Here is a 12,225-nt window from a genome sequence, read left to right as displayed (position 1 = left end):
AGCCCTCAGCGATCCATCGACTCCAGCATCAGGTAGGTGGGATCGAACTCGGCCAGCGCCTGCAGCCCCGGCCAGTCCAGGATCCGCACCGTCTCGTCTCGCCAGGTGACGAGGCCGCGGCTTCGCAGCTCGCCGACGACGCGGTTGGCATGGACCTGCGAAACCCCCAGCGCATCGCCCAGCTCGGCCTGGGTCAGGGGCAGGTTGAACACGCCGTCGGGGGCCGCGCCCACCACGTCCAGCCGGGTGAACAGCTCGCAGATGAGGTGAGCCGCCCGTTCCAGGGCAGATCGCTGGCCGGCCCCCAGCAACCATTGCCGAAGGATGGCCGCGTCGATCAGCGTGGCCATCCACAGCAGCCGCGTCAGGTGCGGCATCGTCTCGCTCAACCGGCGCAGATTCTCGTGCGGATAGACGGCGATGCGGCAGCGGCTAAGCGTCGCCACGGTGTGGTCCATGCGCTTCAGCGGGAAGCTCTGCAGGTCCACGAAGTCCCCGCTGACGTGCAGCGCCAGGATCTGCCGTCGGCCGTCCGGCAACGCGCCGTACCGGCAGGCCCAGCCCTGTTCGAGGAGCAGGGACTGGTGGCTGATCTCGTCCTGGCGGACCAGTTCCACGTCGGCGTCCACCTCGATCCGGTGCGAGACGGCCTCGTCCAGCGCCCGCGCCTCGGCCTCCGTGAGGCTGCGGTCGCGACGCAGAAGCTTGCGGAAAAACGGGTTCGTCACGAAGGCTCCAGGTCGTCGACGTCCTGCCCCTCGCTCCCGAACGCGTCCGAACGGTTAAGGTTCGAACGATCTAGCGGCACGCATAATGTCACTATATGCTATGTCCAACGAAAGACGGGGAGGACGGCATGCGGCTCTGGAAGTGGCTGGCGGCCCTTGTGCTGGTCGTGCTCGTGGGATTGGGCGCGGCCTATCTGAACCGCATGACGATCTTCGCCATGATCGCCCGCTCGCGCCTGCCGCCGGTGGAGCCGAACCGGCCGGTCACCTGGGCCCAGGGCCCGGCCACCGCGCCCGAAGGCGAGCGGCCGCCGAACGTCGTCTTCATCCTGGCGGACGACCTCGGCTACAACGACATCAGCTTCAATGGCGGCGGCGTGGCGAATGGCGCGGTCCCGACGCCCAACATCGACGCCATCGGCCGCGAAGGCGTGGCCTTCGCCGCGGGGTACGCCGGGAACGCCACCTGCGCCCCGTCGCGCGCGGCGATCATGACCGGTCGCTATCCCACGCGCTTCGGCTTCGAATTCACGCCCGCGCCCGTCGCCTTCGAGCGGATGGTCGGCACCGAGGCCGAACCCGGCGCCCTGGTGAAGCCGAAGTTCTTCGCGAACCGGCTCAAGGACATGCCTCCGGGCAGCACGGCGCGGACGCCCGATGCGGTGAACACCCTGAGCATGCCCGCCGGCGAGATCACCATCGCCGAGGTGCTGAAGACCCGCGGCTACCGCACCATTCACCTCGGCAAATGGCACCTTGGCGGCAAGAAGGGCTCGCGGCCCGAGGACCAGGGGTTCGACGAGAGCCTAGGCTTCATCGCGGGCGGCGCCATGTACCTGCCCGAGAAGGACAAGGGCGTGGCCAACGCCAAGCAACCCTGGGATCCCATCGACCGTTTCCTGTGGCCGAACCTGCCCTACGCCGTGCAGCACAACGGCTCGCCGATGTTCCAGCCCAAGGGCTACATGACCGACTACCTGGCCGACGAGGCGGTCCGCGCGATCAAGGCCAATCGGAACCGGCCCTTCTTCCTCTACTTTGCGCCGAACGCCATCCATACGCCGCTGCAGGCGAAGAAGGCCGACTACGACGCCCTGCCCCAGATCAAGGACCATCGCCTGCGGGTCTATGGCGCCATGGCCCGGAACCTGGACTGGAACGTCGGCCGCATCCTCCAGGCGCTCAAGGACGAGGGGCTGGACGACAACACGCTGGTGATCTTCTCCAGCGACAACGGCGGCGCCGGCTATGTCGGCCTGCAGGAGGTCAACCGGCCGTTCCGCGGTTTCAAGTCCACCTTCTTCGAGGGCGGCATCCACGCCCCGTTCTTCATGCGATGGCCCGCCGCGATCCCGGCCGGCTCGCGCTATCCCTATCCCGTCGGGCACGTGGACATCTTCGCCACCGCCGCCGCGGTGGCCGGCGCCGCCGTCCCGACCGACCGCAAGATCGACGGCGTCGACCTCTTGCCCTACGTCCAGGGCAAGACGTCGGACCGGCCGCACCAGGTGATGTTCTGGAGGTCGGGCCAGTACAAGGTCGTCCGCGACGGGGACTGGAAGCTCCAGTCCAGCGAGGCGCAGAACAAGGTGTGGCTGTTCAACCTCGCCGCCGATCCCACCGAGCAGCACGACCTGTCGAGGAAGGAGCCGGCCCAGGTCCAGCGCCTGCTGGCCCTGATCCGCGCCCAGGACGCCGAAAGCGTGAAGCCGCTATGGCCGTCGCTGCTGCAGGGCCCCGTCTTCGTCGATCGCCCCAGCGGACAGCCGCAGAAGCCCGGCGAGGAATACGTCCTCTGGGATAACTGAACCGCTATCGCTTCGCGTAGTAGTCGACGGCGGCCTGAGCGGCCTGATCGTAGGCCGCCAGCAGCGGGTCGGTCTTGGCCGAGCCCGCGCCGTCGCGAGCGGTCAGAAAGTAGTTCGCGTAATGGCCGTACGCGACGCGGCACAGCCGGTCGCGCTCGGGATCCCCGTAGTTGGACACGAAGGTGCGATAGTTCTCCCAGGCGTAGCCGACGCAGGCCACCTCATGCGCCAGCCAGTCGAGACGCCCGCCATGCGCGTCCGCGATCCGCTTGGCGAGGCTGGGCGGCTCGACCGCCACCGGCGCCGAATAGCCGCCGTCGCGCACGCCCTGCTCGATCTCCTCGGCCTGCCGCAGCAGGTCGGCGACGTCCTCGGGCGGCAGGCTGTCCTCCATCTGCGCCGCCTGCGCGCGCAGCTGCCGGGCCAGGTCCAGCATCTTCTGTGGCGTGTCCTGCGCCTGCGCGGCGGGCGCCGCGACCAGGGCGAAGGCGAGAGCGAGATGCAGGAGACGCATCCGGAAATTCCTGTGCTGCTTGGACCAATGAGCGCCCGCGCGGGGCCGCTGACATTCTACGCAGGAATGCCGGTTTCGGACGACACGGCCAAGCTTGCAGTTCGCAGGCCGTTAAAAGCCCAGGCCCGGCTTGGTCCGAATGTTCAGCTGGCCCGCCAGACCGGCCTTCCGGTGGTGCTCGATGGCGGCCATCTGCGGCGACATGGCCATGTTTCGGAACGCCTCCAGCGAGGGGTATTCCGCCAGGGCCACCATGTCCCACAGCTCCTCGACCTCGCCCAGCAGCAGGCCGGTGACGTGGCCCGAATAGCGGATCTTCCCGCCCAGACCCTCCACCAGCTTGCGCACCTCCTCACCGTAGCGGGCGTAGGCCTCCGCGCCGGTCAGGTGCGCGTCCGAACCGTCGGCGTACTCGGCCTTCGGCTTGAACTTCAGCAGGTTGACCATCACGAACGGGCCGTCCTCGGCGCCGCCAAAGAACGCCATCGCCTGCTCGGGCTGCGGGAAGACCGCGTTCTCGACCTTCACGACCGCGCCCTTTCGATCAGCCCGTCGATCGCCTCGACGATCTCTCGCGGACTGTCCTCCTGCAGGAAATGGCCGCCGCTCAAGGTGACGTGCGGCTGGCCCTTCGCCCCGGGCACCCGCGACTGGAAGACAGCCTCGCCGCCGCGGGTGATCGCATCGCCGTCGCTGAATGCGGTCAGGAAGGGCTTGTCGAACGCCTCCAGCACCTTCCACGCCGCCAGGTTCTCGGCCACCGAGGGGTGCTCGGCGGTGACGGGCACCAGGGTCGGGAACTGCCGCGCGCCTTCCTTGTAGGTCTCGTCGGGGAACGGGGCGTCGTAGGCCGCGATCTCGGCCTCCGAAAGGTTCCGGCCGCTGCCGCCGTTCAGCAGCATGCCGATCGGCATCTGCGGCACGTTCTGGCTGAACTCGAGCCAGGCCTTGAAACCCTCGGTCATGCCGCCGCCCGTGGGCAGGCCGGTGTTGGCGACCACCACGCCCGCGAACCGCTCGGGAAAGGCCGCCACCAGGCGCAGGCCGATCAGCCCACCCCAGTCCTGGCAGAAGAGCGTGATCCCCTTGAGATCCAGCCCCGTGAGCCAGGCGCTCATCCAGGCCACGTGCCGCTTGTACGTATAGTCGGTCCGTTTCGCTGGCTTGTCCGAACGGCCGAAGCCCACCAGGTCCGGCGCGATCACCCGGCGCCCGCGGGCGACCAGGCCGGCGATGATGTGGCGGTAGAGATAGGCCCACGACGGCTCGCCGTGCATCAGCAGCACCACCGCCCCATCGCGCGGCCCCTCGTCGACATAGTGGATCCGCAGGACCGTCCCGTCCGCGTCCCGGACTTCGGCGTAGCGCGGCGCGTATGGCCAGTCCGCCAGCCCCTCGAACCGCGCGTCCGGCGTCCGCAGGATGTCCATGCCGTCCTCCCTCTTTGATTAATGACATTATGCGTGCCATTATATCGCCGTCAATGCCGCCCTCTCGACAGGCCGGCTGACACGGGCGAGATGAGGGCATGAGCACCGCTGCCAAGGCCAAAGCCCCGACCGAGGTCGCCGACGGCCGCCGCCGGCGCGGCATGGACAATCGGGCCCGCATCGTCGCGGCGATGATCGAGATGGTCCGCGCCGACGAGGTCGCCCCCAGCGCCGAGCGGGTGGCGGCCCGCGCGGACGTCGGCCTGCGCACCGTCTTCCGTCACTTCCAGGACATGGACAGCCTCTACCGCGAGATGTCCTTGGTCATCGAGGCCGAGCTGCGGGCCATTATCGAGCAGCCGTTCCAGAGCGGACCGGGGCCCGAGCGGGCGGTCGAGCTCGTCGCCCGCCGCGCGCGGGCGTTCGAGACCATCGCGCCCTTTCGCCGGGCCGCCGAGGCGGTGCGCCACCGCTCCAGGTTCATCGGTTCGGACTACGCCCGCCTCGTCCGCGAACTGCGCGCCATCCTGGAGCGCGAGCTGCCGCCCGAGGTCGCGGGCGACCCCATGAAGCTGGAGGCGCTGGACCTGCTGCTCAGCTACGAGGCTTGGTCGCGCCTGCGCCGCGACCAGGGCCTGACTCCCGAGCGCGCCCAGGCGGTGATCGAGACGGCGGTGCGCCGCGTGATCGGCTGATCGGAACCCCCGGCCCCTCAGGCGATTGATCCAGCAAGGAGATCGCCATGCTTACACCTGAAATCCTCTGGGGCCTCGGCGCACTGGTGCTTCTGGCCGCCCTGGTCTGGGGAATGACCCAGTACAAGCGGCGCAACCGCGCCAACGACCCTATCACCGAGCGCGCCACCCGCGCCGAGTACGACCATCCCGACACCTACCAGCGCGAGGAAGAGAAGTTCCGCGACCAGGTCAGGCCCTCGTAGGAAATCGCCGACGCGCCGTGGGAAATAACTGCCCACGACCGAAGCCCGGATGACTATCGTCGCGCCGACGATTATTTCGGCCCAGGCTGCTTTTTGCGCATCCTGCGCCGCCGCAGCCTGTTCCATGTCCGGATCGTTTCATTCGGACATTGCGCCATGAAACAATCGGACCGCCGCCCGCCTGCTGCTCGTCTTGCAGGTCCAGGCCTGTCCCGGCCGCGTCGAACGGCGCGCGCCAGGGCGTCCCAGTGACCACAGCGAGGCAACGACAGTGCAGATATCGACGACGTCCGCGACCAGCGGAGGGTCCCAGGCGCAACGCGTCCTGGCCACCCTCCTCCAGCAGACGAGTGCGACGGATGGGCCGGAAAAGCCCACCGGCCCCAAAGGCGCGGGCGGTCCCCCGTCCGGACCTCCGCCCGGCCCGCCCCCCGGCGGCGGCGCCCAACAGTTCGCCGCCAACACCCTGGGCAGCCTGCTGGGGGTCCAGGAATCCTCGGATGCGGGCGACCTGGCCGCCCAGCTCATCGAGAATGCCGACAGCGACACCGACGGCGCGCTCGGCGTGGAGGAGATCCAGACCGCCCTGGGCGCCGAGGCCTCCGAGGAGCTATCGGCTGCGGTCTCGAACCTCGATACCGACGACGACGGCAAGCTCAGTTCCGAGGAGCTCTCGGCCGGCCTGGAGGCCAACCGGCCCGAACGCCGCGGTCCGCCGCCGAGCGCCGCCGTCGCCTCGCGCCTGATCGACGAGGTCGACGCCGACAGCGACGGCGCGCTCAGCCTGGCCGAAATCCAGTCGCAGTTGGAACTCGACGCGGGGTCGGACCTTGCCGGCGCCTTCGGCGGTCTGGACGCCGACGGCGACGGCCTGCTGGGCGCCGCCGAGCTGACCGCTGCGCTCGACGCCTTCCAGGCGGCCCGCGGCGAGGGCCGACAGCCCCAGGCCACCGTGACCGCCTGAAGCCCCGCGGCCGGACCGCCCGCCGGTCCGGCCGTTTCGCTGCGATGAACGGGAGCCGACCGCGCGGCTCAGAGGGCTGTCAGGCGGCGCATGGTCTTATCCGGTCACAAGGTCGGCCACAGCCGATCAGAACTGGAGACAACAGATGAAGACCATCATCGCCACCCTGGCCGCCGCGGCCGCCCTCACGGCGGTCGCTGGTCCCGTCGCCGCACAGCCGTATCGCGACCACGATCGGTACGAACAATCCGGCTACCGTGACCACGACCGTCACGAGCAACGCCGCTGGCGCACCAGCGAGCGCGTCGAGACTGCGGAACGCCGGATCGAGTCCGGCCTGCGCAATGGCGAACTCAGGCCTCGCGAAGCCGCCAGGCTGCGGGCCGAGGTGCATGAGTTCGCCCGGCTCGAAAACCGCTACCGCGCAGGCGGCCTGACTCGCCGCGAACGGCTCGAGCTGGACGACCGCCACCGGGCGCTGATCGCCGACATGCGGGCCGCCCTCTACAATGAATACGGTCAGGGCTACGGCCGCCGCCGCTAGCCGGCCAGAGCCCCGCCTTGCTCGCAAGGCGGGGCTCGACGCCTCCGACACCGAATTCCTGCCGGCTGGACCCAGCAGCCCCTTGGAGTGGGGTGTCGGACGCCGCCCCGGGTCAGCGCCTGACCGATCCCGCTAACAGTCCGCGACACGCGTATGGGGTACGGCGGAACAGTGGTTCACGTCCCAGGCCATACTCCGCGTTGCGCGGCGGACGAGGCCCCCCGACGCCCGCGCCACGCGACTCCAAAATCAGCCGCACACCGTATAGGTCCGTCCCGTAAAATCGCCTCACAGTGCGGCCGGTGTCATCGCGCGTTTCATCGATCACCGCTCGTGCATGAACACGCTCAGCTTCGACCTTCAGTCGCGCAACGCGCGACCGTGCGTCATGAATGATCGGCGACGCATCGGAAGCTCGAGCCCTGTCCGCTTCGAACAGGGCGCGGGCAGCCTCGAACTCGGAGCCGAGGAAGGCGGCGACGACGGGACTTAAGGGGGAGGCGGGGCCCACTTCGTGGGTCAGAGCCTTCGCGGCGGGGAGGGCTTCCACTTACTTGGCGAGGGGACGGGCGGGTCGCATTCGGCCATCAAGGTTGGGAAGCTCATCGGTGCGACGGCCTTGGCGGCCGCTGACGCAGCCAGCGGAGGCCCATCTCGGGGGGAATCTAGCGGAGGCTCATGGCAGAGGTTGTAGCGAGCGTGAGCGCGCGCCGGGAGGGCCGTCTTTGGCGCGCTCACCGTGGGGCGTGCCTGAGGCCCCCTGCACCGCCTCGCGGTCGCCTCCCCCCCTCGTCTTCGCGACAGGACGGCGGGAGGCGGAGTGACCGCCGAGTTTATTCGCCCTCGCGGCACGGGGGCACGCAAAGATCGGGCGCTAGCCCGCCCTTTCAAGCGCCCGACGCGCCCGGCCCCGGCCGAATGCTCAGTCGGCCCCTGCGAGCACGCCGCGCAGACGGGTGATGAAGGCCTGGATATTGGCGCGCACCGTGGCTTCGTTCGCCAGCCTCAGCCGTTCCACCGCGATGAGCGCCTCGCTCATCTTGGCCGTACCGCTGGCCGCGATCGGCTCGTCCATCAAGGTCTTGGAGGTGGCCACCTCGACCACGCTGTAATGCACGCGGGACTTGACGGTCAGATCCAGGCCGGCCAGCGGGCGCTCGAGTTCGATCAGGCGGGCGGAGACGCGGACCTGGCCCGGAGACCCGTCGGGCGCGAGGAAGCCGGCGCCTTGCAGGGACGCCTTCAGCGCAGCGTCGAACTGGTCGGCGGAGACGTTCGACATCCAGAGGGGATTGGTCGCCGATCCACCTTGGCTCGGGGCGACCGTGACCGCCTGGAACCCCGGCTGTCCAGACTGCACCTGGTCCTGGGCGGAAGCGACGGGCGCGATCATCTGCGTGGAGCGACCGCCGGACGCGCACCCGGCGAGGAGGAGCATCGCGGCCACGGCGGCGGCGGCATGGGAATGGCGCAGGATATTCATTGGGCGGTCTCGCCTTTTCGAGGTTCAAGCGTCACGATGACAGGATTGGGTGTGAGGCGCTGAGTGGCGCCGGTGTTCGCGTCGATGACAGCCCCGATCACGCCGCCCAGGATCAAGTTTCCGGCCATCCCGGCGCCGCCGGCGCCCGCGGTCGTATGCGTGACCGAGACCTTGACCGGCTCATAGCCCGGCTTGGTGATCTCGGCCGAGAACTCCGCCTCGCGCTTCATGCGGATCGAACACGGCGTAGACGCGCAAGAGTCGCCCAACGAGGTCTTGACGCTGGCGCCCGGTGGCGTGGTTTGCACCTCTCAGGCCTCGTGCTGGCCGCGCGTAATCGTCGCGCAAGCGGACAGGCTTGCGCCGGCGGCGACGACCGCCGCGACTAGATGGAACTTCATGTACTCCCCCGAACACACCGGCCGCGATCCTGCTGGATTCACGCCCTTCCCCGCAGCCATTCTGCATGGTCAAGCTATGAGTGCAAGCGGGTGAACTGCGCGGTGTGCGGGTGACTAAGTTTTAGGTGGCCGCGGTCTGACACCGACGGCGCGCAAAAGTGTCGGCCGGGGCGCGGCCGGTTCGTCCTTTGCCTGCGGCCCGATGGGGGCCGCGGTTTCGAGGACCGCCCCGATGTCGATCACCCTTTATGAGTTGCAGCCGACCCGTTCGGCCCGTGCGCGCTGGACGCTGCTGGAGCTGGGCGTGCCGTTCGAGAGCATCGCGGGGAGGGAGGTGTTCGAGATGCCGGAGCTGGCGCAGATCCATCCGCTGAGCAAGCTGCCGGCGCTGCGCGATGGGGGGCGGCCGCTGTTCGAGTCGGCCGCCATCTGCAACTGGCTGGCCGACAGCCATCCGGAGGCGGGGCTTCTGGCGCCCTCGGGCACGTGGGCGCGGGCGCTGCACGACCAGTGGGTGGCGTTCACGCTGTCGGAGATCGAGGCGTTCCTCTGGCATACCGCCCGCAACATGTTCATCCTGCCGGAGGACGAGCGGCTGCCGGCGGTGTTTCCCCAGAACGAGGCGGCGGCGAAGCGGGGCCTGGCGGTGCTGGACGCTCATCTGAAGGACCGGGACTGGCTGGTGGACGACCGGTTCTCGCTGACCGACATCTTCACCGGCTATGCGGCCTGCTGGGGCGTGTGGCAGGGGATGGCCGAGGACCTGCCGCATCTGACCGCCTATGTGGAACGGCTGCAGGCCCGGCCCCTCTGCCCCTACCACCAGGACGTCCCGGCCGCGGTCCCGGCCTAGTTGCGGCCGCGGCCGGAGCGCCTTTCCGGCCGCGGCTGTCGTTCTCTTTTTGTTCTTGACATTCGCGCGCGTTTCTGAGAAGGTTCGGTCAGGGTCTCGATCTGCGCCTGGCGGCGTGGCGGGGCCCTTTTCGTTTTCCGGACATCAGGGGTGGACCCGTGGATGAGGTGGTGGTGGCGGCCGCGGCCGCGGAGGCGCCGTCGCGGCGGCATGGGCGGACGGGGGTGCGGTTTTCGGCCGAGCTGGGGCGGGCGATCTGCCGGCGAGTGGCGGCGGGGGAGACGATCCAGCGGATCTGTTCAGAGGCGGACATGCCCAACCGCGGAACGGTGACCGCCTGGGCGAAGGCGCACGGGCGGTTCGGCCGGGCGCTGGCGCGGGCGCAGACCCTGGGCGGGTGGGACCATGAGCGGGGCGGCGGGCGGCGCTCGTCCTATTGCGAGGCGACGGCGATGGAGATCTTCGCGCGGCTGTCGCTGGGCGAGTCGATGAGCGCCATCTGCCGCGACCCGGCGATGCCGTCGCAGTCGACGGTGGCGCTGTGGCGGGCGCGGTATCCCGAATTCGCCGAACGGGTGGCGCGGGCGCGCGGGGTGCAGGCCGAGCAGTTCTGCGACCTGGGCTGGGAGATCGCCTCGGCGGTGACGCCGGCGACGGCCTATGCCACCGAGGTGAAGCTGAGGCAGCTGCGCTGGACGGCGGCGGGGCTGGCGCCGGCGCGGTTCGGGCGGCACCGGCCGGTGGAGGCGGAGACGACGCTGGAGCGGGAGGCCGCCTCGCCGGCCCAGCAGGCGGGGCCGGTGGTCTGGACCGTCCGCCACTTCAAGGTGGAGCCCCAGCCGGACGGGACGCGCAAGGTGGTCGCCTATCTGCGCGACAGCCGCACGGGCGAACTGCGGCGCGAACATCCGGAGGACGGCCCGGCGGACGGGGACGAGGCGCCCGCGAGCCTGAAGGAAGGGAAGTGGGTGTTCTGACCGCCGGACCACCCGGGCTCCGGGAGGTCGGCAGGGAAGAAATGGCGCGCCCGGAACGATTCGAACGTCCGACCCTCAGATTCGTAGTCTGATGCTCTATCCAGCTGAGCTACGGGCGCGCATTGCCTCTCGGCGAGGGCGCGGAACCTAGTCGGGGGCGGGACGGAGCGCAAGTCCCCGTCCCGCCGATTTTTTCCAGGCCCGCGTCCTCAGCCCTAGCGGCGGGGGAACGGCAGGCCGCCGAGGATGCCCTGGCGCAGGATGTCGGAAGCGCTGGGGGGCTTGGGCGGCTGCTGCTGTTGCTGCGGGGCGGGGGCGCCGGGCATGCCGGCCCGGCCGCCGCGGCCGCCGCCGCTCATGTTCGGCATCTCCTGGCCGAGGATGCCGCCGGTGGCCGAGCGGTAGCGGACCTTGACCGCCCACTGCTGGTTCCAGGTCACCTTGGGATCCTGCGGGCGGGGCGGATAGACGAAGTTGGCCTCGCCGCCGTAGGCCACGAGCTGGGCGATGGCGCTGGGGGCGGCGTCCAGCACCTCCTTGGGCACGGCGCAGGTCTTCTGGGTGGGGCCCATCAGGGTCTTGTTGGCCACCAGGCGGTTGATGTCGGACTGGCTGAGGAAGTCGGGGTTGGAGAAGCCGGCGGCCTGGGTCTCGGACGAGGTCCACATGACCACCGTGTCGCCGTCGCCGCCCATGGCGCTGGCGTAATAGGCCTGGGCGTTGCCGACCAGGTTCCAGCCGAGGTTCACCCAGCCGCCCGGGGCCTTGGCGTTGGTGGTCAGGTTGATGGGGCCGAGGAAGTCCTGGTCTTCCTCGAGCGTGAAGTTGATCTCGGGGCTGTAGTTGCCGCGGATCGTGTGGGCGCCCACCAGCGAGCCGTTGGAGGGGACCATGTCGCGGGTCTTCTCGTTCGGCCACTCGCCGTAGGTGCGGTTGCGCTGGACCGACGGCGGCTGCATCGGGCGGTAGTCGATGCCCTTGAAGAGGTTGGCCGGGTTCTGCTGGCCTGAGGCCATCTTGGCGAAGTCGATGACATAGGGCTGGCCCGGGCGGGCGCGCTCGCCGCAGCCCCAGAAGATCAGCATCTTGCCCTTGGGCTTCTGGTACTCCTGCGGGACGTTGTCGTAGCGCTCGGGCCGCTCGGTCTGCACCGGCTTGGGCGTCAGCAGCGGCAGGGCCGGGCCGGCCTGCAGACCCGAGGGCGGCAGGTGGTCGGCGGCGGGCGCGGGGTTGGTCTGGCCCGAGCCGAGCTGGAGCTGCAGCGTCTTGGAGGCCCCGCCCCCGCCCATCATGGCGCGCATCATGGCCCCGGTGTCCGGTCGGCCGCCGCCCCCGCCCATGGCGGGCATGCCGAAGCCGGTCTGGGTCTGGGCGCTCATCCAGTAGACGGCGACCGGCCCGGTGACCTTCTGCTGGGCGAGCGCCGTCGAGGCGACGGTGGTGATGGCGATGGCGGCGGCGCCGGCGAGCAGCGCCAGCTTAGGTCCCGGACCCATGGAAAATCTCCCCTGAACAAACCCGGCCGAACGCTAGTCCGCGAACGGCGAAAGTGAAATCCGCTTTTCTGGCGGACCCCGCTGCGG

The 12,225-nt window shown here is 69.7% G+C and carries 14 protein-coding genes and 1 tRNA gene; 7 read left to right on the top strand and 8 right to left on the bottom strand.

The window, feature by feature from the left end; all coding sequences use genetic code 11:
* Positions 1-5: 5 nt before the first annotated feature.
* Positions 6-728 carry a Crp/Fnr family transcriptional regulator gene (locus A2790_RS07125; protein ID WP_293389232.1) on the bottom strand — a complete coding sequence of 241 codons (723 nt, stop codon included), beginning with the start codon at positions 726-728 and terminating at the stop codon, positions 6-8.
* Positions 729-856: 128 nt separating this feature from the next.
* On the opposite strand from A2790_RS07125, the gene A2790_RS07120 reads away from it, so the two are divergent.
* A complete protein-coding gene (locus A2790_RS07120; protein ID WP_293389230.1) occupies positions 857-2,536 on the top strand; it encodes a sulfatase-like hydrolase/transferase in 1,680 nt (559 codons plus the stop codon).
* 4 nt (positions 2,537-2,540) lie between these two features.
* Here A2790_RS07120 and A2790_RS07115 read toward each other — a convergent pair whose 3' ends face one another.
* From A2790_RS07115 to A2790_RS07105, 3 genes are all read right to left on the bottom strand, one after another.
* Positions 2,541-3,050 carry a hypothetical protein gene (locus A2790_RS07115; protein WP_293389228.1) on the bottom strand — a complete coding sequence of 170 codons (510 nt, stop codon included), beginning with the start codon at positions 3,048-3,050 and terminating at the stop codon, positions 2,541-2,543.
* 111 nt (positions 3,051-3,161) lie between these two features.
* Complete coding sequence (locus A2790_RS07110) at positions 3,162-3,578, bottom strand: DUF1330 domain-containing protein (protein WP_293389227.1); 417 nt, start codon at positions 3,576-3,578, stop codon at positions 3,162-3,164.
* Positions 3,575-4,480, bottom strand: coding sequence for a haloalkane dehalogenase (locus A2790_RS07105; protein ID WP_293389226.1), 906 nt, complete (start codon positions 4,478-4,480; stop codon positions 3,575-3,577). Before A2790_RS07105 ends, A2790_RS07110 begins: the two co-directional genes overlap by 4 nt.
* Before the next feature lie 98 nt (positions 4,481-4,578).
* Between A2790_RS07105 and A2790_RS07100 the strand changes: the two genes are divergently transcribed.
* The 4 genes from A2790_RS07100 (at position 4,579) to A2790_RS07085 (ending at position 6,928) form a co-directional block, all read left to right on the top strand.
* Positions 4,579-5,175 carry a TetR/AcrR family transcriptional regulator gene (locus tag A2790_RS07100; RefSeq protein ID WP_293389225.1) on the top strand — a complete coding sequence of 199 codons (597 nt, stop codon included), beginning with the start codon at positions 4,579-4,581 and terminating at the stop codon, positions 5,173-5,175.
* A 47-nt stretch (positions 5,176-5,222) separates the two neighbouring features.
* On the top strand, positions 5,223-5,420 hold the full coding sequence (locus A2790_RS07095; protein ID WP_293389224.1) for a hypothetical protein: 198 nt from the start codon (positions 5,223-5,225) through the stop codon (positions 5,418-5,420).
* Positions 5,421-5,691: 271 nt separating this feature from the next.
* A complete protein-coding gene (locus A2790_RS07090; protein ID WP_293389223.1) occupies positions 5,692-6,384 on the top strand; it encodes an EF-hand domain-containing protein in 693 nt (230 codons plus the stop codon).
* A 145-nt stretch (positions 6,385-6,529) separates the two neighbouring features.
* Entirely contained in the window at positions 6,530-6,928 is a 399-nt protein-coding gene (locus A2790_RS07085) for a hypothetical protein (RefSeq protein WP_293389222.1), read from the top strand.
* A gap of 922 nt (positions 6,929-7,850) precedes the next feature.
* On the opposite strand, the gene A2790_RS07080 is transcribed toward A2790_RS07085, so the two are convergent.
* Positions 7,851-8,411, bottom strand: a complete 561-nt coding sequence (locus tag A2790_RS07080; protein ID WP_293389221.1) for a hypothetical protein — start codon at positions 8,409-8,411, stop codon at positions 7,851-7,853.
* Positions 8,408-8,641, bottom strand: a complete 234-nt coding sequence (locus A2790_RS07075; protein ID WP_363080541.1) for a hypothetical protein — start codon at positions 8,639-8,641, stop codon at positions 8,408-8,410. The genes A2790_RS07080 and A2790_RS07075 overlap by 4 nt, the downstream gene beginning before the upstream one ends.
* A 403-nt stretch (positions 8,642-9,044) precedes the next feature.
* On the opposite strand from A2790_RS07075, the gene A2790_RS07070 reads away from it, so the two are divergent.
* Together A2790_RS07070 and A2790_RS07065 are read left to right on the top strand one after the other, a co-directional pair.
* Positions 9,045-9,665, top strand: a complete 621-nt coding sequence (locus tag A2790_RS07070; protein WP_293389219.1) for a glutathione S-transferase family protein — start codon at positions 9,045-9,047, stop codon at positions 9,663-9,665.
* Positions 9,666-9,823: 158 nt separating this feature from the next.
* On the top strand, positions 9,824-10,642 hold the full coding sequence (locus tag A2790_RS07065) for a hypothetical protein (protein ID WP_293389217.1): 819 nt from the start codon (positions 9,824-9,826) through the stop codon (positions 10,640-10,642).
* Between the two features lie 42 nt (positions 10,643-10,684).
* Here A2790_RS07065 and A2790_RS07060 read toward each other — a convergent pair.
* Both A2790_RS07060 and A2790_RS07055 read right to left on the bottom strand, forming a co-directional pair.
* Positions 10,685-10,761, bottom strand: a tRNA-Arg gene (locus tag A2790_RS07060).
* 96 nt (positions 10,762-10,857) lie between these two features.
* Entirely contained in the window at positions 10,858-12,138 is a 1,281-nt protein-coding gene (locus A2790_RS07055) for a hypothetical protein (RefSeq protein WP_293389216.1), read from the bottom strand.
* Positions 12,139-12,225 lie beyond the last annotated feature (87 nt).

It is taken from the genome of Phenylobacterium sp. RIFCSPHIGHO2_01_FULL_69_31 (assembly GCF_001824475.1).
Classification (GTDB): Bacteria; Pseudomonadota; Alphaproteobacteria; order Caulobacterales; family Caulobacteraceae; genus Phenylobacterium.
Note: the sequence above shows the minus strand (reverse complement) of the source record. Positions and strands in the feature narration are given on the sequence as shown.

Bases quoted from the DNA above. Each gene is read 5' to 3' on its own strand.
- A2790_RS07120 (WP_293389230.1), top strand. From the start codon at position 857: ATGCGGCTCTGGAAGTGGCTGGCGGCCCTTGTGCTGGTCGTGCTCGTG.
- A2790_RS07115 (WP_293389228.1), bottom strand. From the start codon at position 3,050: ATGCGTCTCCTGCATCTCGCTCTCGCCTTCGCCCTGGTCGCGGCGCCC.
- A2790_RS07105 (WP_293389226.1), bottom strand. From the start codon at position 4,480: ATGGACATCCTGCGGACGCCGGACGCGCGGTTCGAGGGGCTGGCGGAC.
- A2790_RS07100 (WP_293389225.1), top strand. From the start codon at position 4,579: ATGAGCACCGCTGCCAAGGCCAAAGCCCCGACCGAGGTCGCCGACGGC.
- A2790_RS07095 (WP_293389224.1), top strand. From the start codon at position 5,223: ATGCTTACACCTGAAATCCTCTGGGGCCTCGGCGCACTGGTGCTTCTG.
- A2790_RS07085 (WP_293389222.1), top strand. From the start codon at position 6,530: ATGAAGACCATCATCGCCACCCTGGCCGCCGCGGCCGCCCTCACGGCG.
- A2790_RS07080 (WP_293389221.1), bottom strand. From the start codon at position 8,411: ATGAATATCCTGCGCCATTCCCATGCCGCCGCCGCCGTGGCCGCGATG.
- A2790_RS07075 (WP_363080541.1), bottom strand. From the start codon at position 8,641: ATGAAGCGCGAGGCGGAGTTCTCGGCCGAGATCACCAAGCCGGGCTAT.
- A2790_RS07070 (WP_293389219.1), top strand. From the start codon at position 9,045: ATGTCGATCACCCTTTATGAGTTGCAGCCGACCCGTTCGGCCCGTGCG.
- A2790_RS07055 (WP_293389216.1), bottom strand. From the start codon at position 12,138: ATGGGTCCGGGACCTAAGCTGGCGCTGCTCGCCGGCGCCGCCGCCATC.